The sequence below is a fragment of the Tessaracoccus massiliensis genome (genome assembly GCF_000826065.2).
Lineage (GTDB): Bacteria > Actinomycetota > Actinomycetes > Propionibacteriales > Propionibacteriaceae > Arachnia > Arachnia massiliensis_A.
In genome coordinates, this window is sequence record NZ_LN623542.1 from 293968 (window position 1) to 314353 (window position 20386).

Annotated in this window: 20 protein-coding genes and 3 tRNA genes; 13 read left to right on the forward strand and 10 right to left on the reverse strand. The window is 68.9% G+C overall.

Annotated features, from left to right (window positions below; genetic code table 11):
- Nucleotides 1-109: 109 nt before the first annotated feature.
- The 4 genes from BN1186_RS08425 to BN1186_RS08440 all read right to left on the reverse strand — a co-directional run bounded on the left by BN1186_RS08425 (nt 110) and on the right by BN1186_RS08440 (nt 2357).
- A complete protein-coding gene (locus BN1186_RS08425) occupies nt 110-364 on the reverse strand; it encodes a hypothetical protein (RefSeq protein ID WP_040283611.1) in 255 nt (84 codons plus the stop codon).
- Nucleotides 361-570: a hypothetical protein gene (locus tag BN1186_RS08430; RefSeq protein WP_040283612.1), complete on the reverse strand. Its 210-nt coding sequence runs from the start codon at nt 568-570 to the stop codon at nt 361-363. The genes BN1186_RS08425 and BN1186_RS08430 overlap by 4 nt, the downstream gene beginning before the upstream one ends.
- Nucleotides 567-1802 (reverse strand): helix-turn-helix domain-containing protein, encoded by a 1236-nt coding sequence (locus BN1186_RS08435; RefSeq protein ID WP_074436979.1) that lies wholly within the window; start codon nt 1800-1802, stop codon nt 567-569. Before BN1186_RS08435 ends, BN1186_RS08430 begins: the two co-directional genes overlap by 4 nt.
- A 321-nt stretch (nt 1803-2123) precedes the next feature.
- Complete coding sequence (locus tag BN1186_RS08440) at nt 2124-2357, reverse strand: AsnC family protein (protein WP_040283616.1); 234 nt, start codon at nt 2355-2357, stop codon at nt 2124-2126.
- 169 nt (nt 2358-2526) lie between these two features.
- Here BN1186_RS08440 and BN1186_RS16500 point away from each other — a divergent pair, with 169 nt between their 5' ends.
- The gene (locus tag BN1186_RS16500) at nt 2527-2775 is read left to right on the forward strand and encodes a helix-turn-helix domain-containing protein (RefSeq protein WP_425471491.1); all 249 of its coding nucleotides are present in this window, start codon (nt 2527-2529) and stop codon (nt 2773-2775) included.
- Here BN1186_RS16500 and BN1186_RS08450 read toward each other — a convergent pair.
- Nucleotides 2734-2806 (reverse strand) — tRNA-Arg (locus BN1186_RS08450). The two genes, BN1186_RS16500 and BN1186_RS08450, sit on opposite strands and share 42 nt — an antisense overlap.
- A gap of 130 nt (nt 2807-2936) precedes the next feature.
- Between BN1186_RS08450 and BN1186_RS08455 the strand changes: the two genes are divergently transcribed.
- Together BN1186_RS08455 and BN1186_RS08460 are read left to right on the forward strand one after the other, a co-directional pair.
- Entirely contained in the window at nt 2937-3956 is a 1020-nt protein-coding gene (locus BN1186_RS08455; protein WP_040283617.1) for a DNA-3-methyladenine glycosylase 2, read from the forward strand.
- Nucleotides 3953-4432 carry a methylated-DNA--[protein]-cysteine S-methyltransferase gene (locus BN1186_RS08460; RefSeq protein ID WP_040283618.1) on the forward strand — a complete coding sequence of 160 codons (480 nt, stop codon included), beginning with the start codon at nt 3953-3955 and terminating at the stop codon, nt 4430-4432. The genes BN1186_RS08455 and BN1186_RS08460 overlap by 4 nt, the downstream gene beginning before the upstream one ends.
- A gap of 61 nt (nt 4433-4493) precedes the next feature.
- Here the strand turns inward: BN1186_RS08460 and BN1186_RS08465 are convergent, their stop codons facing one another.
- Together BN1186_RS08465 and BN1186_RS08470 are read right to left on the reverse strand one after the other, a co-directional pair.
- Nucleotides 4494-4910, reverse strand: coding sequence for an ACT domain-containing protein (locus tag BN1186_RS08465; RefSeq protein ID WP_040283619.1), 417 nt, complete (start codon nt 4908-4910; stop codon nt 4494-4496).
- Nucleotides 4911-5017: 107 nt separating this feature from the next.
- Nucleotides 5018-5111: transfer RNA gene (locus BN1186_RS08470), tRNA-Ser, on the reverse strand.
- A gap of 88 nt (nt 5112-5199) precedes the next feature.
- Here BN1186_RS08470 and BN1186_RS08475 point away from each other — a divergent pair.
- On the forward strand, nt 5200-7086 hold the full coding sequence (locus BN1186_RS08475) for an LCP family protein (protein ID WP_052459960.1): 1887 nt from the start codon (nt 5200-5202) through the stop codon (nt 7084-7086).
- 121 nt (nt 7087-7207) lie between these two features.
- On the opposite strand, the gene BN1186_RS08480 is transcribed toward BN1186_RS08475, so the two are convergent.
- Complete coding sequence (locus tag BN1186_RS08480) at nt 7208-7648, reverse strand: hypothetical protein (RefSeq protein WP_040283620.1); 441 nt, start codon at nt 7646-7648, stop codon at nt 7208-7210.
- Between the two features lie 99 nt (nt 7649-7747).
- Between BN1186_RS08480 and BN1186_RS08485 the strand changes: the two genes are divergently transcribed.
- The 5 genes from BN1186_RS08485 to BN1186_RS08505 all read left to right on the forward strand — a co-directional run bounded on the left by BN1186_RS08485 (nt 7748) and on the right by BN1186_RS08505 (nt 11525).
- Nucleotides 7748-7835 (forward strand) — tRNA-Ser (locus BN1186_RS08485).
- A 132-nt stretch (nt 7836-7967) separates the two neighbouring features.
- Nucleotides 7968-8807, forward strand: coding sequence for a pseudouridine synthase (locus BN1186_RS08490; protein WP_218975459.1), 840 nt, complete (start codon nt 7968-7970; stop codon nt 8805-8807).
- 67 nt (nt 8808-8874) lie between these two features.
- Complete coding sequence (locus BN1186_RS08495) at nt 8875-9339, forward strand: hypothetical protein (protein WP_040283622.1); 465 nt, start codon at nt 8875-8877, stop codon at nt 9337-9339.
- Nucleotides 9340-9342: 3 nt separating this feature from the next.
- A complete protein-coding gene (locus BN1186_RS08500) occupies nt 9343-10755 on the forward strand; it encodes a M15 family metallopeptidase (RefSeq protein ID WP_052459961.1) in 1413 nt (470 codons plus the stop codon).
- A gap of 80 nt (nt 10756-10835) precedes the next feature.
- The gene (locus tag BN1186_RS08505) at nt 10836-11525 is read left to right on the forward strand and encodes a hypothetical protein (RefSeq protein ID WP_139650977.1); all 690 of its coding nucleotides are present in this window, start codon (nt 10836-10838) and stop codon (nt 11523-11525) included.
- Between the two features lie 87 nt (nt 11526-11612).
- Here the strand turns inward: BN1186_RS08505 and BN1186_RS08510 are convergent, their stop codons facing one another.
- Nucleotides 11613-12581 carry an NAD(P)H-quinone oxidoreductase gene (locus tag BN1186_RS08510; protein WP_040283960.1) on the reverse strand — a complete coding sequence of 323 codons (969 nt, stop codon included), beginning with the start codon at nt 12579-12581 and terminating at the stop codon, nt 11613-11615.
- Nucleotides 12582-12885: 304 nt separating this feature from the next.
- Nucleotides 12886-15741, reverse strand: coding sequence for a glycosyltransferase (locus tag BN1186_RS08515; protein ID WP_040283624.1), 2856 nt, complete (start codon nt 15739-15741; stop codon nt 12886-12888).
- 174 nt (nt 15742-15915) lie between these two features.
- Between BN1186_RS08515 and wecB the strand changes: the two genes are divergently transcribed.
- From wecB to BN1186_RS08535, 4 genes are read left to right on the forward strand one after another with little or no spacing between them, the layout of a single operon-like run.
- Nucleotides 15916-16983, forward strand: a complete 1068-nt coding sequence (wecB, locus tag BN1186_RS08520; protein WP_040283625.1) for a non-hydrolyzing UDP-N-acetylglucosamine 2-epimerase — start codon at nt 15916-15918, stop codon at nt 16981-16983.
- Between the two features lie 40 nt (nt 16984-17023).
- Nucleotides 17024-17617: a sigma factor-like helix-turn-helix DNA-binding protein gene (locus BN1186_RS08525; RefSeq protein ID WP_052459962.1), complete on the forward strand. Its 594-nt coding sequence runs from the start codon at nt 17024-17026 to the stop codon at nt 17615-17617.
- Nucleotides 17614-18831: an ABC transporter permease gene (locus BN1186_RS08530; protein ID WP_040283626.1), complete on the forward strand. Its 1218-nt coding sequence runs from the start codon at nt 17614-17616 to the stop codon at nt 18829-18831. The genes BN1186_RS08525 and BN1186_RS08530 overlap by 4 nt, the downstream gene beginning before the upstream one ends.
- A 10-nt stretch (nt 18832-18841) precedes the next feature.
- Complete coding sequence (locus BN1186_RS08535) at nt 18842-20242, forward strand: HNH endonuclease signature motif containing protein (RefSeq protein WP_052459963.1); 1401 nt, start codon at nt 18842-18844, stop codon at nt 20240-20242.
- The last annotated feature ends 144 nt before the right edge of the window (nt 20243-20386 follow it).

The window sequence follows — 20386 nt, forward strand, 5'->3', positions numbered from 1 at the left end:
GGACTTCCATCGTCTCGAACTGGTCCGACAGGACTGTTGGCGGGGGCTGGTAGCTGGGAGGCTGTGGTCGGTGCCACGGCTGCGGGCGCCAGGTGAAGAGGGTTCTGGGTCATGCCACGGCCTCCGTATCGGTTGTGGCGCCAGCTCGTGCTGCGGCGCAGGCAGGGCAGATCCACAGGCGAGTGTCGATGTCGTCTGCGCCGATGGTGGTCCATCCGAGATCGGTGGCTGCCGCGGCGGCTTCGGCGGCGTTCCAGAACAGGGCCGTGGTGCCGTCGGTGTCTGTCAGGTAGGTCGCGTGACCGGCGGGTTGTTCGTCGGGGAAGATGTTGGCGCACAGCATGACGTGGACTTGCTGGATCACTGGTTTGTCTCCTTCAACGCCGTGATACAGGTCGGGCAGAGCCAGTGCTGCCGGACGGGCAGGCCGGTGGCCGGGTCGGTGGTGACGCTGCGCCAGGAGGCGCAGGCGTCGGCCGGGAGTGCAGCGATGTGGCAGTCGCGATTCCGTGGAATATCGAGGGTGGGGTTGCCGCAGAACACGAGCTCCTCGAGGGCGGTGGTGGTCATGACGCTTCGACCTCCTCGGGGTTGTGGGGGTGGAGCCGTTCTTCCAGCAGGAAGTCCTGGATGCTCACGTTGTGGGGGATCTTCGAGACGCCGGGGTAGCGGGCCACCCACCACGGGATCGGCTCGTTCGCGGTCGGGTCGCCAGCGAAGCGGGCGCGGGCTCGCTCGACCTGCCACAGCGGGTGGAAGGCCGGGCCCTCGTCGGTGAGGGAACGCGGCTTGGGAGGCGCGACGGCGGGGTTGGGAGCAGCTTCCACCGGGATGCCGTCCAGGCGAGCAACGACGAGGCCACCGAGGCGGCGCACTTCACCCGGAAGGCTGTTCCCGGCGAGGATGTCGTGGATCAGGCGAGCCGACCACGCCGCGTCGAGACGTTCCCGCAGCATCGCCGCGACCCGAGCGACAGTGCCGCCGTCGAGGGCCTGCATCGACTCCGGCAGGCAGCTGCGGACCAGCTCCCAATCCGCTGTGTCGGCGGCGGTCACGTCAGCCCGGGGCTGTCGGGTTCGGTCGACGTCTCGAACCGTCCCCTGACCGTCCCTGACCTGAACCGGGCGATCTCCGGAAGGTTGGGGGGTAGGGGGGTTAGGGATGGTGGTTCTAGATGGTGGTTCTTCCTTATATAGGTGCGTCACCAGTGTCGCAGCGGTAGCGTCACCAGTGTCGCACCGGTGCGCCGCTGCGTCACTGGTGTCGTAGTGGACTTCACTAGGGGTTTCGCCCGTGACGGCTTCCGGTGCGTCACCGGTGACGTAGCGGACGCCCACCGCTGCGTCAGATTTGACGTAGCGGACTTCACTAGGGGTTTCGCCCGTGACGGCTTCCGGTGCGTCACCAGTGTCGTAGCGGACGCCCACCGCTGCGTCAGATTTGACGTAGCGGACTTCACTAGGGGTTTCACTTTTCACGACATTGGGGCGTCCGGTGGCTTGGGCGGCTGGTTTCGCGCCGGGAATATTGAGCTCGAACACCGAGTTCGTCTGACGTAGCCCGCCACCCTTGTGTCCGATCATGTAGCCCGGGCGTCGCGTGATGAAGCCGGCTTCCTCCAGTGCCGCCAGGGCCCGCTCGACAGTTCTGCGTCCGCACTCCACCGTCGAGGCAATTGTCTCGATGTAGGGCCAGGCCTCGTCCTCGTCGTTGGCGTAGTTGGCCAGCACGAGGAGGACCGCCTTGTTGGTGGTGCTCCCGACGATGGACGAGAACGCCCAGTTCAAAGCTCGAACGGACATGACTCAGCCCGCCTGACGGAGTTGCTCGAAGGGATCGCTGAGTCGATACACAGCGGGGCTACCGCCGGATGCCGGTCGCAGAAGCCCCAGCCACCCTGGCTCGATGAGACTGCCCAGGTGCCTGCGGGTTGTCAGCTTCCGGAAGGAGCGTCAGCTCCGCAACACGGGCCAGCGGCGGCGCAGTGACCCCGTCATCGTCAGCGTAGTAGGCCATCGTGGCGAGGACGAACTTGCGTTCCATCCCGTATACCGGAGCGCGCAACGCCCAGTTCACATGCCGAGCAATGTTCTTGCGCTCGCTTTGGCGGTCACCCATCACGATCAGCCCTCCACCTGCGTCGGCGAAGACGGGCTACTGGGAGACCCGGCCAGCCGGCCCGCCTCATACTCCTTGATCCGCAGCACGGTCGACGGCGCGAACAGCGCTTGGCGCCCGTTGTAGGCATCCGGCTTATAGGTCACATCCTCCCGCTGAACACGGCGGTAGACGGTTGACGGGTCCAGGCCAAGCTCAGCAGCGAGCTGGGGGACGCTCAGGAACACGATGTCTTGCACGCATTGATCATTGCACAACCTTAGCTTTAACGGCAAACACTGCTATCCGGCGTGTCGACCGACAAAGCCGCCATCTCTAGATATAAGAGCGCTGCTGTGCAAGACTTATTGCATGACGCTGCAGCAACTTGATGTCGGAGTTGTCCCGGAGGTCACCACCGGTGATCGCATGAGGATTTCTCTGAGACACGCCAACCTGTCAGTTCAAGAGATGGCCGACTACCTGGGCGTTGCCCGCACATCGGTGGGGAACTGGCTGAATGACCGCGTTCGAATCTCACGGCAGACGATGCTCTTGTGGGCCATGCGGACGGGCGTGCCGATTACCTGGCTGGAAACGGGTCAGGCCCCGGTCGATGACCGGGGCCTGGAGGAGCGCGCTCGGAGGGATTCGAACCCCCAACCTTCTGATCCGTAGTCAGATGCTCTATCCGTTGAGCTACGAGCGCTTGGGCAAGAAAGAACTATACGTGGTTCTTCGCCGATTCGCCAAAACGGGGCCTCGTCCACGGAAATCTGCGTCACCGCCGTGTCGCATTCCTGCTAGTTCAGGCAGTCGTCGTCAGCCACACTGGAGGCATGCACACCGACGAAGCCGCCTGCCTCAGGGCGATCCGCGCGAAGGACGCGCGCTTCGACGGGGTGTTCTACACCGGCGTCACGTCCACCGGCATCTACTGCCGGCCCTCCTGCCCGGCGCGCACCCCGCAGGCCGGCAACGTGCGGTTCTACCCCACCGCCGCGGCCGCGCAGGCCGCCGGGTTCCGCGCATGCAAGCGCTGCCTCCCGGGGGCGGCCCCGGGGTCGCCGGAATGGGACGTGCGCGGCGACACCGTCGCCAGGGCCATGCGCCTCATCGACGACGGCGTGGTGGACCGGGAGGGCGTCCCGGGGCTGGCCGCGACGCTGGGCTACTCGCCGCGCCAGTTGCAGCGGCTCCTCGCCGACGGGGTGGGCGCCGGCCCCGTCGCCCTGGCCCGCACCCGACGGCGGCCCACGCCGTCGAGCGGGGGCCTGACCTTCGTCGACCTCACCCTCCCCACCCTCCCCACCGCCATCTCGCGGGTGCGGCGCCTGCTCGACCTCGACGCCGACCCCGTCGCCGTCGCCGGCCACCTCGGCCGCGACCCCCACCTGGGCGCGCTCGTGCGGAAGCATCCCGGTTGCCGGATCCCTCGCAGCGTCGACGGTGACGAGTTGGCCGTGCGGATCGTCCTCGGGCAGCAGGTGTCCACCGCTGCGGCCCAGACCCACGGGGCGCGGTTGGTCGCGGCGGCGGGGGCCGCCGTTGAGACCCCCATCCCGGGACTCACGCACCTGTTCCCCACCACCGAGGCCGTGGCGGAGGTTCCCGACTCGGCGCTGGCCTTCCCGGACGCGCGCCGCCAGACGCTGCGTCGGCTGGCCCGCGCGCTGGCCGGGAGAGAACTCGATCTGGGCGTCGGGGCCGACCGCGCCGAGGTATGCGGCATCAGCCTCGGTGGCCACGACTCCTGGCGCCCCTGGCGCAGCTACGCCGCCCAGTACCTGTGGGCCCTCACACCCCACGCCGTCAACACCATCCCGGGCCGTCCGGCCTGCCACCCGGAGGATCAATGAGCACCTACAGCATCATGGACAGCCCCATCGCCGCCCTCACGATCGTCGAGCGCGACGGCGGGCTGGCCGCCATCTACATGACCGAGCACCGGCACGCGCCCGGCCCGGAGACGTTCGGCGAACGGGTGGACGACGCCCTCCCCGAGGTCACCCAGCAGCTGCGAGAGTACTTCGACGGTGAGCGCACCGTCTTCGACCTGCCGCTGAACCCGGTGGGCACGGAGTTCCAGCGCTCGGTGTGGTCGGAGATGGCCGCCATCCCCTACGGCGAGACGCTCACCTACGGCGACATCGCCGCGGCACTGGGTCGCCCGTCGGCCTCACGTGCTGTCGGCACGGCCGTGGGCCGCAACCCCATCAGCATCGTGGTGCCCTGCCACCGGGTGGTGGGCAGCTCAGGAAAGCTCGTCGGCTACGCCGGGGGCGTGGACCGCAAGGAGTACCTCCTGGCCCACGAACGGGGGTTGATGCGATAACTGTCCTTCAGACGGGGTCACCCCCACCGAATGGGGCAGGGTGACCCCACCTGGAGGACATTCACGGGGTCGCGGTGAGCCGCTCCAGGATCTCGAGCGCGCTGGAGACACTGTCGATGGGCACCAGGAGGTGGTCGTGGTGCAGCCCGGCCAGCATGTTGCAGCTGATCCCGGCCCCGGCGAGGGCGGTGGACACGGCGGCGGTCAGCCCCACCGCTTGGAGGGACGAATGCACCTCGAGCGTGATCCAGCCGAAGACGCCGACGAACTGCTTGTCATAGTCGAGCGCCACCTCCTCCTCGAGGACCAGCGTGCGGCCCTCCTCCTCCACGATCACGGCCTGGGCCTCCACCTCGAGCGCCTCCCAGTCGTAGTCGTCGAGGGTGTCGTCGGCCCGGAGCACGTAGACGAAGCGCCCGTCGCGCACGGAGGGAGAGAGGTCGCGCAGCAGCGCGCCGAGATCAGTCAGACCAGCCATGGCTTCAGCCTAGGGCCGCGGGCATGGAGCACAGTGGCGTGGAGCGTCGCGCCGGCGAGGTGCCCCAGAAGACGCAGAAACCCCCGGGACGGGGGGTTCTGGTTCACTGGCGGAGGTGGCGGGATTTGAACCCGCGATCGAGTTGAAGCTCGAAACCCGCTTAGCAGGCGGGCGCCATAGACCGTACTAGGCGACACCTCCAGTGCCGAACCAGCCTAGCCGAGCGGAATGGTGAGCACCAAACAGGCCGGGGTTACACTGGCGCGCAGGACGATTTCAGGGAGATTGCATGAGCGACGAGACGCCGCGCCGGGGCTACGGCCTCGGAGACGAGCCTGACATCGATGCCGCACGAGACCTCGACGGCGGTGAGGACGGCGTCGAAGACACCTCGGTGCTGCGACGCTCCCTCCTGGAGAACAAGAACTGGTTCCGCCCCGCGGCGGGCCCTGCGCCGGTACCCAGCAGGGCCAAGGAGGCGCTCAGCGAGTGGGCCGACGTGCCCTTCGGGCAGGAACCCAAGCCCCGGCACGCCGGCTCCCCCGCCACCGTCACCGACGGCGGCGGCGCCCCCACAGATCCGGGCTCAGGCTCGTCCCGCGCCGGTGACGAGGGCAAGCGCAAGAAGCTGCGCACCTCGCTGCTGCTCACCGTCGCCTCAGCCATCCTGCCCGGCTCCGGCCTACTGGGCGCGCCGGAACGCTGGCAGAAGATCACCGGCGCCGTGACCGCCGTCGGCGCCATCGCCCTGGTGGGCTACTTCGCCAACTGGGCGCTGAACGACACGGCCAGCTTCGCCACCATCGCCGTCGACCCCGATTTCCTCGGCCGTGCCGCACTGTCGCTGATCATGCTGGGCCTGATCTGGGTGGCGCTGATCGCCACTACCCACATCGCCACGCGCCCCGGCGGCCTCGGCCACGGGCGGCGGGTGCTGGGTGCGGTGCTGGTCACCGCGCTCGCGTTCGGCGTGGCGGCCCCGTCGGCGCTGGGCGCGCGCTACTCCCGCGACCAGATCCTGCTGCTCGAGAACGTCTTCGGCCCGGAGAACCCCGGCGACGGCGGTAGCGACGGCGTGAAGTCCACCACGCGCCCCACGCTGGCCACCGAATCCACAGAGGACCCGTGGAAGGACATCCCGCGGGTGAACGTGCTGCTGCTTGGCGCCGACGGCAACGAGGCCCGTGCGGACGAGGTCGAGAAGTACAGCGTGCGCACCGACACGATCATGGTGGCCTCCATCGACACCGTCACGGGTGACACCCTCCTGGTGCAGATCCCCCGCAACGTGCAGTACACGCCCTTCCCCGAGGGCTCGGAGATGGCAGAGGCCTTCCCCCGCGGTTTCCGCGGCGAGCCAGAGGCAGACTGGCTGATCAACTCCATCTGGGCCAAGACGGAACTCGACTACCCCGACCTCATGGAGGGCAACACCTTCCGCGGCGCGGAGGCGCTGAAGTTGGGTGTCGAAGGCATCACCGGTCTCCACATGGACTACTTCATGATGCTCGACATCGATGGACTGCAACGACTCATCACGGCGATGGGCGGCGTGGAGGTCAACATCAACGAGCCGCTACCCATGGGCACCGCCAAGAACTGCCGCGACCCCGAGCGCTGCCTCCAGCCCGGCCCGGATCAGCGCCTCAACGGCTACGAGGCCATGTGGTACGCCCGTAGCCGCGCCACCACGTCGGACTACTCGCGCATGGCGCGCCAGTCCTGCCTCATCGACGCGGTGATCAAGCAGGCCAACCCCGCCACCATGCTGACCAGCTACGAGGGCATCGCCAATGCGGCCTCCCACATGGTCACCACCGACATCCCGCAGCCTGACCTCAAGGCCTTCGTCCAGTTGGCCTTCAAGGTCAAGGACGCCAAGGTGCAGCGCCTGGTCTACTCGCCCGGCAAGAACGGCTACTCCTACGAGAACCCGGATTTCGACGAGATGCGCGAGGCCGTCGAGAACGTCCTCAACCCGCCGGACCCCGAGCCGACGACGGCCGCACCCTCGCCCGTCCAACCCACCGCGGCGCCCACCACCGTGGAGCCCACGGCGGACCCGACGACGGCCTCACCGTCGCCGTCGGCCACCCCTGAACTGCAGGAGGGCGCGCAGACCGTCGCCGACGCCTGCGCCTGGCACGGCTACCCGGAGGGCGAAGAGGAGGGCTGAGGAAGCCCGCCACCTCACCGGATTTCGACACTGCTCGCTGGCGCTCGCAGGCTCAATCAGCGGCTGGGGGCGCTCGCAGGCTCAATCAGCGGCTGGGGGCGCTCGCAGGCTCAATCAGCGATCAGATGCCCTTAACGACGCGGAGGCGTTCGCGGATGTCGAGCACCACGTCGTCGACCTGCTTCGGGTCGTTGCCCGGGAACATCAGGTAGGTGGCCCTGTCCGGGCCGTGCTGGATGGTCACGCGGTTGCCGCTCTGCGTCTGGGTGACCTTGGTGACGTCTCCCCAGTGGCCCTCGCCGTTGACCTCGCGGCCCTCCACGCGGTAGCCGTCCTCCGTGAAGGTGACCTGCACGGCGTTGCGGCCCATGGTGGTGAACGCGGCGGCGAACAGCACGAATCCCGCCGCCATCACCATGCCGCCGAGGATCGCGACGAGGACATGCCACCCGGAACTCAACGCCGCGACCAGCACCACGGCGCCCAGGAGGGTGGCCACAGCGGCGATCGCAAACGCCCGCACGGGTGGCCGGGCCTGGATGAGGTAGGTCGTCTCTGCCATGCCACCGAGCGTACTGCGTCCCTCCGACAGGCAGCGCTCCTCATCCTCGGAGGCGGCCGGCTCAGGAACCGGCCGCAACCCGCTACGATGGAGCGCACTGGCGAGGTCGCATAGTGGACTAGTGCAGCCGCCTTGAAAGCGGCCGAGTGGCAACGCTCCGTGGGTTCGAATCCCACCCTCGCCGCCAGATCGCCCGACGCCGGCTCGGGCTGGAGGACAGATGCCACCCAAGAGCCCACTTCCGCCCCGCCACGGGCTGCAGGCCGCCTGGGTGCGCACCCCGGACCGCGATCCCGCCAACGCGCTGCCCTGGCCCACGATGCGCGACTGGCTCGTCCACAAGCTCGCCCCGTCGCCGGAGGACGTCGACGAGATGCTGTCGCGCGGCGCCTTCGTCGACGACCGGGGTCGCCCCTGGACCGGCGGGGAGGTCTACCGCCCGCACACGTTCGTCTGGTTCCACCGCGAACTGCGCGACGAGGCCGAGGTGCCCGGCGAGCTGACGGTGCTGCACCGGGATGAGCGCATCGTCGTGCTCGACAAACCGCACTTCCTCTCCTCCATCCCGCGCGGTAGGCACGTGGTGCAGAGCGCCGTGGTGAAGGCCCGCCAGTCGCTGGGGCTGCCGGAGTTGTCCGCCTCACACCGGCTCGACCGCGGCACCGCCGGCGTCCTCCTCATGACCACCGAGCAGCGGTGGCGCGCCGCCTACCACTCGGTGTTCGTGGACCGCTCGGCGCGCAAGGTCTACCGCGCCATCGCCCCGTTCGACGCATCGCTGAGCTTCCCGCGGCGCGTCGAGTCACACCTCATCAAGCGCGTGGGCACCATGCAGGCCGAAACCCTGGACAGGGAGCCGAACGCCTTCACGGACATCGACGTGCTCGAAGTGCGCGGGAGCCATGCCCTCTACGAGGTACGCCCCCTCACCGGGAAAACGCACCAGATCCGCGCCCACTTCAACCAGTTGGGCATCCCTCTGCTGGGCGACCCCCTGTACCCCGAGGTACTGCCCACCGGGATCGACGACTTCTCCACCCCGCTGCGGCTGTTGGCGTGGTCGCTGGAGTTCACAGACCCGGTCGACGGGACCCCGCGCCGCTTCGACTCGCGGCGGGACCTCGACTGGCCGTCACGAGACGGTGAACCCACCGCGTAGGTCGAGTGGGGGTCGAGGTTCGGCCCGCACCGAGAGGGCGCTGTTATCGTGACGGCGGAGGTTCCAGATGACGCACCGATTCAAGGCCGTGAAGGTCGCCCTGCTGAGCCTGCTGGTGACGCTGGGCCTCGCCGTCGTGCCCCCCGCGGCGACGGCGGAGGCGCTGGATGTGTACACCACGCCCGGCACCCACTGGCTCAACGGCCGCGAGTGGAAGACGGCCTGCGAGAAGTACTCCTCGACGGTGGAGCGCTGCCGCACGGAGATCAAGGCCACCACGATCGCCTACATCAACGGCCGCTACGTGCAGACCACCGGCTGGACGTTCAACAACCTCACCTACAAGCCTTCAGCGCGGAGCCAGTGGGCCGGCAACGTGCTGGCCACGCCCGGCGAACACACCAGCGGCGGTCGCCGTTGGAAGACCGAGTGCGACACCCAGTGGACCGGCCTGGGCGCCTGCCGCTCGTCGATCTGGATGACCACCTACACCACGGCACCGAGCGGCCCCGGCTACGTGGCGAAGCACTAGTGGGTGTTCAACAACATCGTGCGGTTCACCGACCGCGGCCCCGCCGCCGAGTTCTGCGTCCCCGCGGAATCGACCCGCACCGCGGCCGACGCGGCCGACGCGGCCAAGGCCCTGAGCGTCGCCGAGGAGGCGGAACCCACCGTCGAGCCCGAACCCGAAGACCGGCCCCTGAGCGTGCGCGCCAGCGAACAACAGAGGGCCGCCGAAGAGTCGCCATCACCTGAACCTGAACAGTCGGTGAGCCCATCCCCCGCGACCCTCGAGCCCGCAGCCGCCACCCCCGCGGCCGTGCCCGCTGCGCAGGCCGCAGTGATCACGTCGGTGCAACACGAGGGCTACCCCGGCGGCGCACTGTACGACAGGCTGGGCGACATCCAGGTCAAGGGCACCGCGTCCGCACCCGACGGCACCCAGGTGAAGGTGGAGCTGCGCGATGCGACGGGCAAGGCCAGGTCCTCGGGCACGGCGAAGATGGCCAAGGGCGCCTTCACCGCGTACGTCGCCGGCGGATTCGCGGGCGAGGGGATCATCGCCGTCACCGGCCCCGACGGCGCTGAGATCGCGCGGCAGGTGACGCTCCGCAAGGCGGGCGTCACCGTCACCGGGGATGGCAAGATCGACCCCCTCGGCACCGCGTCGGTCACCGGCAAGGTGGCCCCGGGGATCGGCAACCTGCTGGTGCAGGCGATGGTCTCCACCTCCGGGGGGTGGGTCAAGGCCGGCGAGGCCCGCACCACCTCCGATGGCACCTACAGGCTCGACTACGCCTACGGCCAAGGGTCGCTCGGCACCCAGCAGGTGCGCGTGTGCGTCACCCTCCCGTGGGGCGCGACCATCCCCAGTGCCGGGTCGCTCAGCATCGAACGGGTCCGCGCCGCGAACCCGGTGATCACCAACACCACCGCCGCGGAGGTGGCGCTCACCTACCGCAGTGGCTGCCCCGTCGGCCCCAGCTCGCTGAGCACCATCCGCATCAACCAGCAGTCGATGGACGGGCGGGTCTACCGCGGCGAGATCATCGTGCGGCGTGACCGGGCCGCGGAGGTCGCCGACGTGTTCAAGCGCACCTTCGAGGGCGATTTCCCCGTCTTCCAGATGACCAACCCCAACGAGTTCGGCGCCGACGACATCAAGATGATGGCCGCCAACAACACCTCGGGGTTCAACTGCCGCAGGGTGGTGGGCAACCCGTACGCGATGTCGCCGCACAGCTACGGCTACGCCGTGGACGTCAACCCGGTGCAGAACCCGTACCGAGATCCCAACGGCAAGTGGCATCCCAGCACCGCGCACGTGAAGCGCACCCCGGTGGTGCCCGGCATGCTGACGGCCACGAGCGTCCCGGTCAAGGCGTTCCAGTCCCACGGCTGGAGCTGGTTCTCCGGCTGGGACTGGCACCACTTCGAGAAGCGGTGAGCGCGATGTACCGAGGGGCGCTCGTCCTTGGCGCACTGGCGCTGGGGCTCTCCGGGTGTGCTCCCGCCCCGGGGCCGGCGGTGAGCACGCCGCCTCCTGTTGCCTCAACGCTGGCCGAGCCCACCGTCGACGCGTCGACGGCCGGGCCAGGCAGCCCCGAGGCCTCGCCCACGCAGATAGCGCCGGCGACGGTGACGCCCACGCAGCCACCCACGACTCCCCCGACGGGGCGGGCCGTGCCGCCAGCGGAGCCGCCTCCACCACCCACCGCCCCGGCCCCCAGCACGGCGGGCGGGTTGACGGAGCAGGACGTGCCCAGCGCGGACCACTGGCAGCCCACCGCCAAGCAGGGCAGCGCCGAAGAAGGCTTCATGGGCAACGGCACGTGGGTGCACGCCACCTCCGCGGAGCACTCGGCCTACGCGGCAATCGCGCTGGGGTGCGCCGAGGTGGGCTCCTACCCCCAGCCCACCGCGGCGCTGGAGGGCAGCCTCACGGACGAGGCTGGGCGCCCGGGGATCGGGTTGGCGCTGGAGTTCGCCAACGCCACCGAGGCCGAGGCCTACTTTGCCGAATGGCTGCGCCAGGCGGAGGCCTGCGTCGGCACCGCCACCCAGAAGATCTCCGCCACCGGCGACACCTGGCTCGGCCGCCGCAACCTCGAGACCGTGTGGACAGAGGCCGCCGGCGTGCGCGGAAGCACGGTGCGCCTGCTGATCGTCGATTCGTCCGACGCGGACCTCGGCACCGCCCTCGACGGCGCCAGATGAGGGACGCTGAGAAATAACGGGATTATTCTGACCCAAGGGGCCATATAGGACCCTTAGGCAATAATAATCCCGCTATATCCGTGGTCCTCAGGGGTGGACGAGCACGATCTTGCCCACGTTGCTGCCGCCGGTGAGTTGCTCGTGAGCCTTACGCACGTCGTCGAACGCGATGCGGGTCTCGGGGGACGGCTTGATGCGGCCGTCGGCCAGCATGGGCCACACCTCCGTCTCCACCGCGGCGCAGATCTCAGCCTTCTCCTCGGCGGGGCGGAAGCGCAGCGAGGTCGCCGTGATGGTGGCCTGCTTGTTGAGCAGCATCCCCAGGTTGAGGGTGCCCTTGACGCCGCCCTGGAGCCCGATGACGACGATGCGCCCACGCTTCTTCAGTGCCTTGACGTTGGGCTCGAGGTACTTGGCGCCGATGATGTCGAGGATCACGTCCGCGCCACCGGTGGCCTCCTTGAGTTCCGAGACCCAGTCGCCGTGGTAGTCGAACGCGAAGTCCGCGCCATGCTGGCGGCAGTGCTGGAGCTTCTCCTCGCTGCCCGCAGTGGCCGCAACGATGGCGCCCAGCGCCTTGGCGTACTGCGTGGCGAACGACCCGATGCCGCCCGCCCCGCCGTGGGCGAGGAACACCTCCCCCTCCGAGAGCGCGCCCACGCGCAGGTTGGACAGAACAGTCGCCGCCACCTCCAGCACGCCCGCGGCGGAGACCAGGTCGACACCCGGCGGGGGCGCGATGAGCTGCCCCTCCGGCGCGACGAAGAACTCCGCGTAGCCGCCGCCTGACAGCAGGGCGACCACCTCGTCGCCCTTCTTCCAGCGCTCGACGCCCTCGCCCACCTCTTCGACGACGCCACTGGCCTCGAGGCCGATGATGTCGGTGACGCCGGGCGGGGGTGGGTAGTGGCCCTGGCGCTGCAGCACGTCGGCACGGTTCACGCCGGACGCGACGGTGCGCACCAGCACATCACCGGGGCCTGGCTTGGGGGTTTCGGCCTCGCCGATGGTGAGGGCGTCGACATCTCCGGGGTTCTCAACGATGACAGCTCGCATGTCGTCCACCCTAGTCGCGATCCGCTGGTTGCATCCGAGCAGAGATGGACTTCGGGCGGCAGCAGGAAGGTGTTGTCGTAGACCTCCGCATCGGACTGGCCGGCCTGGACGAACAGACGGGGCCCTCGTTGTGGCCTCAGTTGGTGATCTGGTCTCCGTGCTCGAGCCCGACGGCGGAAGCCGAGGCGGCCGTCGACAGGACGACGACCTACGGGTGGTCGATTGGATCCCAACCTAGCAACGGCACACGGTGTTACCTAGCTGAGGGGCCGGTTGTGCACCCCCGATGACCGCTACTGCGCCCCTAGCCCGAGGCCTCCGTCACGGTCATGGGCGGAAACTCCTGCGCCGGCTCGGTATGCACGAAGCCGGTGAGCCGGTCATACAGGCCGAGGATCGCCGGTTCCAGATGCTGCCAGGTGCGCTCCGAAGCTTTGTCCGCAAGCAGTTCGGCGGGCACAGGCGTTTCCAGGTTCTGCCGTACGGCGCGCAGATAGTCGTTCACGTCGCCGCTGCGGAACACGGTGCCGGTTCCCTCGCGACGCGTGAACGCGCGCATCGCGGCGGCGTCGGCGTGCACCAGCGGCAGCCGGGCGTGGAGGTACTCGAACAGCTTGTTCGGCAGCGCCAGGTCATGATTGGGCGAGCCCTTCGGAATGGCCGAGACCGCCACGTCGGCCCCGCTGAGGTAGTACGCCAGCTCATGCTGATCCACCGGAGGGGCGAAGTGCAGGCGGCTCTGCGCCACGCCAGCAGCGTCGGCGACCTTGCGGAGCTCTGCTTCCTGTGGGTGCGGGTACGGCACGGCCACCAACGCCAGGTGCACGTGCTCCGGCAACTCCTTGAGCCCGTTGATCAGCAGGTCCAGGTTGCGGGCGCGGCTGAGTACGCCGGAGTAGACGAGCAGCTGCACGTCGTCGCCCAGGTGCAACGCCTCCCGGACGGTGCGGGTGCCGGCGAGGGGATACTCCACCGGGTAATGCAGCGCCACCAGGGGGCGGCGGGGCAGGTGGAACCTGGCCTTGAGGTCGTCGGCGAGGGGTTCGGCAACGGTGAGCACGCCGTCGGCATGCACGATTCCGGTGGCCTCCGCGTGCACCAGAGTGTCGTGGCGGGAGCGGGTGCCGCGCTCCACCACGGGCAGCCCGGCCCAGTTCTCGCGCGCGTCGTAGACCATCCGCACGTCCGGGCCGAGGCGGCGCAGCGCCACGCGGGCGGCGTCGAACACGTAGGGGTGGTGCACGTGCAGCACATCGGGCTTCAGCTCCACGAGGAGATCTGCGAGCGTGCTGGTGTGCGCGTCGATGATGGCTTCAGGGCGCTGCGACGGCGGGGTCATCAGCGCGCGGATCCGCGCGGGCGCGTCGCGCTGCAGCTTCGCGACGAGCCGCTCGGGCAGCGACTTCGGCTTGGGTGGCGCGGCGGGCGCATTCTTGAGCGGCACGCGGATGATCCGCACGTCGTTCATCACGGCCTCGCCGGGGGCGGAGCCGGGCTGCTCGACGGAGACGATCGTGACGCGGTAGCCGCCGCGGCTGAGCGTCTGGGCGATCTTCTTGGCGCGGGTGTCGATGTCGACGGGGGCGTGGCGGAACAGCACCACGTGCGGTGGTTCGGCGGCGGAGCCGGGCGCGCGGAACGGCTTCTCGGCGGGCACGATCTGGGCCCGCCCGGTGCGGGGGTCCGCGTCGCGCAGGGCGGCCAGGCGCGAGAATTCGCGCAGGATGATGGCCTCGTTGTGCTGCCAGGAGTAGCGCTCGGCGAGCTCGCGGAGGTGCTTGGCAGAGACCGGCTCGGCAAGTGCCGCGGTGAGTTGGCGGCCCAGGTCCACGGCGTCGTGGGAGCGGAAGACGCGGCCCATGCCGTTGTCGGTGACGAACTGGGCCAGCAGTTTCGCGTCGGAGCACACGAACGTGAGGCCGGCGTGGAGGTACTCGAACAGCTTGTTCGGCATGGCCTGGTCGTGGTTGGGCGAGCCGCCGGGCATGGGGTGCACCGCGATGTCGGCGCCGCTGAGGTAGTGGATCAGCTCGCTCTGGTCGACGGCGGGGAGGAAATGGATGCGGCTGGCCACGCCCAGGGACTCGGCCTGCTCCATCAGTTCCTGTTCCATGGGGTGCGGCAGCGGCATGGTCACGATGCCCAGGTGCGCGTCGGCCGGCACGTGGGACATCGCCTCGATGAGGGTGTCCATGCCGCGGGCGCGGCTCATCACGCCGGAGTACAGGATCAGCGGGGTGTCGTCGCTGAGGCCCGCGGCCTCGCGCACCGTGCGGGGGCCCTGCGGCTCGGCCAGCACCGGGTAGTTGCGCAACTCCAGGGCTGGGCGTTCCAAGTTGTACTGCTCGGTGACGATGTCGGCGATCTGCTGGTTGACCGAGGTCACGTAATCGGCGAACGGCATGAACCGGCGCTGCACCTCGAGCAGGGTGCGGTGGGCCACCGGGTCCCCGATCTCCTTCTCCGGCAGGCCGGTGAAGTTCTCGCGGATGTCGAGCGAGACCCGCACCGGGTGGCCGGCGGAGCGCAGCGCGTCGAGCGCCTCCCAGGCGGCGGGCAGCACGTTGGGATGGTGGGCGTGCAGGATGTCCGGCCGCAGCGAGATCAGCAGGTCTGTGAGCGTGTAGGCGGTGTGGTCCGCGATGGGCAGCGTGGCGCCCAGGTCGAGGTCGTCGTACAGGCCGCGACGCTTACCGTCGGGCCGCAGCGGCGCGGTGACGGTGTCGACGGCGCCACCCACCGTGTGCGCCACCTTGCGACCGATCCGCTCGGCGACGAACGGTGCCATCTGGGCGGTGAGCTTCGCGTAGTGGGCCGCGGCCTTGGCCGAGGACTTGTCGGCGCCCTTGATCCGCTGGGCGTAGACGCCGCGCCGGCGGCGCAGCGCGCGCACCCTCTCGACGGCGGGATCGGGCGCGCCGGGATCTGCGGGCACGTGCTTGAGCAGCGACTCCTTGGGCCGGAACGCCAGCGGCACCCGGATGACGCGGATCTGGCCGTCGAGGAGGAACTCCTCGGACTTCCCACCCGCGGGTTCCACGGAGATGATGATGGGCTCGAAGCCGCCCTTCAGCAGCGTGCCGGCCATGCGCTTGGCACGTGAATCGAAGTCGACCGGGGCGTGGCGGAACAGGACAACGCGGGGCTTGCGATCTGACACGGTGCGCCTTTCTCTCGAGCACCGGCAACTCTACAGTCGTCGCTCAGCCAGATGCCCGTCACTTCACCTTGAGAAATCGAAAACTGACACCGTTATTCGGGGTGATCGCCCCGTTTTCTCAAGGTGAGCCCAGGCAACACCCGCGCAGGTGCGCCCCTGTGCCAGACTGGGCGGGTGAAGTTCATGAGCGTCGTCGGAGCCCGTCCCCAGTTCGTCAAGCTCGGCCCCATCGTGCGGGCAGCGCAGCAGCATGACGACGTCGAGCACATCATCGTGCACACCGGCCAGCACTATGACCCGCTGCTGTCCGACGTGTTCTTCCGCGACCTCGGCATCCCCGCCCCAGACGCACATCTGGGCGTCGGCTCCGGCACGCACGGCCGCCAGACGGGCGCGATGCTCTCGCAGATGGACGGCGTGCTCGAGGAGTACCAGCCGGATTGGGTGCTGGCCTATGGCGACACGAACTCCACCGCCGCCGCCGCGATGGCCGCGGTGAAGATGCACGTCAAGCTCGCCCACCTCGAGTCCGGCCTGCGCTCCTTCAACCGCCGCATGCCGGAGGAGCACAACCGCATCATCACCGATCACCTCTCGGATCTCCTCCTGGTGCCCACGCAGGTGGGCATCGACAACCTCGCCAAGGAGGGCCTGGCGGACCGCGCGCTCCTGGTGGGCGACGTGATGACCGACGTGTGCCTGGCCACCCGAGACGCCGTGGCCGGCGACGCACCCCAACTCCCCGACGGCGTGGACCCGGAGCAGCCGTTCGCTCTGGCCACCATCCACCGGGCAGACAACACCGACGACCCGGAGCGCCTCCGCGCCATCCTCGACGCGCTGAAGGCTGCGCCCGTGCCCGTCGTGCTGCTGGCCCACCCACGTCTCGTCGCGCTGGCAAAGAAGCACGGGCTTGAGCTGTCCAACGGTTCGCTGTTCGCCTCCGAACCCCTCGCCTACCCGCAGATGGTGCGCGCCGTGATGGCGGCCGATGGCGTGGTCACGGATTCGGGTGGCCTGCAGAAGGAGGCCTTCCTCCTGGGCACCCCCACCACCACCATCCGCACTGAGACGGAGTGGACCGAGACCCTCAACGACGGCTGGAACATCCTCGACCCGGAGCTCACGCAGCTCTCCGACGTGATCGTGCGCCCGGTCCCCAGCGGCGACCAGGGTCAGCCCTACGGCGACGGCAAGGCGTCGGAGCGCGTCATCCGGGCCCTCCTCGACTTCGAGGGCTGACAGTCCGCTGGATTTCACCCGCGATGTCGACGGCTACGCGGTGCGCACCCTGTATCACGAGTTCGTCTCGCTCCGACGGAAACCGACGGCGTCTGCCACCGATGAGCTGTTCGAACTGCTCCAGCCCGACGCCGACCCCGCCGCCCCCATCGACCTGGCCCGCGCGGTCAACACGCTGAAACCCGCCGAGCGGGCTGTGATCGTGGCCCGCTACGTGGAGCACCTGCCGGTGGCCGACGTCGCCACGGCGATGGACCGTACCCAGGGATGGGTCAAGGTCACCGCCTCGCGCGCACTCAAGAAACTAACCCCCACCCGCGGACAGGTGGTCCTGGACGGCCAGCCTGTCTCACGGCGCAGCGACCGGCATCGCTCCCTGATGCGCGCCGAGCGGATCGGGTTCGTCTTCCAGGACGCCGCCCTCGACCCGTCGCGGAAGGTGCTGGATTCCGTCATCGAGCCCCCGCTCTACGGCGGCGCCACCCCGCGCGCAGCCAAACGCACGGCCAGGGAACTGATGGAGCGCATGGGAGTGGCCGCCCTCTCAGCCGCCACCGACGGCTCACGCACCCTGGTGATCGCCACCCACGATCCGTTCGTCCTGGAACACGCCGACGAGGTGCTCGCCCTATGAGGCTGCTCACTCTGCTCCGCGAAGCGCTGGCCACCACCTGGGCCAACGAGGTCCCCAGCGCGCTGGTCACGTTCCTGGTCACCGTCATGGTGGCCGCCACATTGGCCACTGTCGGGCGCACCGCCGCCGCAGAAGAACAACTCGAGGCCCGCATGGACGCAGCCGGATCCCGCCTGCTCACCGTGCGCAGCAACGCGCTGCTCGGCGTTTCGATCATCGAACAGACCTCGGCGATGTCGTTCAGCGAACGCGCCGTGGGCACGCTGCCCGCCATCGACGTGGTGTCCGGGCCCGTCGGACCCGGCGCAGACCGGGTGCCGGCGTGGGGCATCACCGGCGACCTCGCAGCCGTGGCCACCCTGACCGCCGGGCGCTGGCCCCGGCCCGGCGAAGCCCTGGTCTCGGCCAGCGCGCAAGGAACCCTCGGGATGACCAGCCCCTTCGGTTGGGTCACCGAAGCCGCCACCAGCGGCGGCGCCGAGTTGGCCGTCGTCGGCTCCTTCATCCCTCGGGAACCGTTCGGCGACTACGACACCGGGCTGATCTACCACGCGGGCGACGCCCCCGCCGGCACACTCTCGGTGGTCCTCACCGACGCTCGCCACGCTGCCCCCGCCCAACAGGCAGTCCTCGGTCTCATCGCGGCCCCGGATCTGGCTGACCTCAACGTCACCTCCCCCATCGGGCTGTCCGAACTGCGACACCAGGTGCTGGGCGACTTCACCCGCTTCGGCCGCACCCTCCTCCTCGGCGTGCTCGGCGCCGGCTCCGTCCTGATCGCCATCGTGGTGCTCGCGGATGTCCTCGTCCGCCGCGCCGACCTCGGACGACGGCGCGCGCTCGGCGCAACCCGCGGCACCATCGTCGCCATTGTCACCGTCCGCACCGTCGTCCCCGCCCTCATCGGCGAAGGCCTCGGGATCGGGGTGGGGCTCTGGCTCACCCACCGTCTGGGCGCAACTCCCCCCACCACATTCGCCGCAGAGGTTGCCATCCTCGCCGTTCTCGCCGCGGCGATCTCCGCCATTGCGCCAGCCCTCTTCGCCGCCACCCGCGACCCCGTCGCCGCCCTCCGCACCAGCAGTACCCATTGCGCTCGCGCACCCGCTACCCCGCCAACCTCCTCCCCTCCGCCGGCAGCTAGGCGGGCTTCTCGAAAACTCCTTCTGTGGATAACTCTGGATCCGTCCGGTTTTGTCAGAGTGGCCGTTTAATATCGGCTGTATGAACGAGATGCGGGATCTGACACAGCGGTACATCGCCGCGCTGTGGGACACCGCGCGCTCACTCGGAACCGACGAAGCCGCTCACGAGGTGTTGGCGGGGCTGGTCGAAGATCTGGCCGAAGCCGAGGCTCAACTGGCCGGGTTGAAGCTGCACCTGCTCCACGAAGCCCGCCTCTCCGGCGCCGACGCCGTGGTGGCCGGGGTGCGGGAATCGGTGCGCACCACCACAGCGCAGGCCACCTCCACGTTGAAACTATCCGTCGAGCTCGGGGAACGCTTCGAGGTGATCGGGTCCGCGTTGAACGACGGCAACATCTCGATGGCGCAGGCCGAGGCGATCGTCTCTGGGCTACGGAAACTGCCCTCGCGGCTCACCGGCTCGGAGTTGGTCCGGTGTCAGGAGACGATCCTGGAGTACACCGACACATTCGGTCCCAGTCAGCTGCGGATCTTGGCGTCGCGGTTGCTGGAGGTCATCGACCCGGAACAGGCCGAACTGGAGGACGCCAAACGCCTCGCAGCCGAAGAACGCTCCGCCCGGCGGTGCCGGTTCCTGCGCCTCTCCCCTGACTTTCATGGCTCCATGCGCATCACCGGACAACTACCCGTGGCCGATGCCGCGCAACTGGCTGCCCAGTTGGATGCGTTGATGCCGTCGATCTCGTCCTATACGGAAACCGGTGAGGTCCCGGGGCCGGATGTGCGACGTGCCGATGCGCTGGTGCTCCTGTGCCAAACTGCGGCGAACGCCGGCACCCTGCCCGCCCACGGCGGGGACCGCCCCACGGTGCACATCACCATGGACTTCGACACCCTCGTCTCCGGCCTAGGCAGCATTGACCTGCTCGGCCATGATTCCGTGGACGGGATCTCCGCCGGTGAAGCACGGCGCCTGGCCTGCAACGCGAACATCATCCCCGTCGTGCTCGACGGAACGTCACGTCCACTGGACGTGGGCCGCGAGAAGCGGTTGTTCACCCCGGCGATGATCGCGGCCCTTGCTGAACGGGACAAGGGCTGTGCTTTCCCCAACTGCCACGTCCCACCGGCGTCGTGTCACGCGCACCACATCGTGCCCTGGTGGGCATGGGGCCCCACCTGCGTCTCCAACGGAGTGTTGCTGTGCCCGCACCACCACAGGATGGTGGAACCAGACCCGAACCAACCGCCAGAATCGCAATGGCAGGTCCACCTCGACGAGGTCACAGGGCTGCCGTGGTTCACCCCACCCAGACACATCGATCCCAGGCGAAGGCCCCGACACAACGCCAGATTCATCCTCCACCACATCAAACTCGAACCCGCCGCTGGGACACCACCATGCCCACCCGAGAGCAGAGAACTCATCCTCAAGGACCTGCTCCAACACGCCTCACCAGCCTGGGCCGACAGCGGCTAGTGCCTTGCGCCTAGCGCGCCAACTCGTCGACCCGTCGGAAAACAACTGGCCTGCTGAGATCGGTTGCGGATGCTCAGGGGCCAACATGAGGGATCTTTAACAAAGCGTTCATTCCGCGGCCATGTAACGACGTCATTGTCTTTA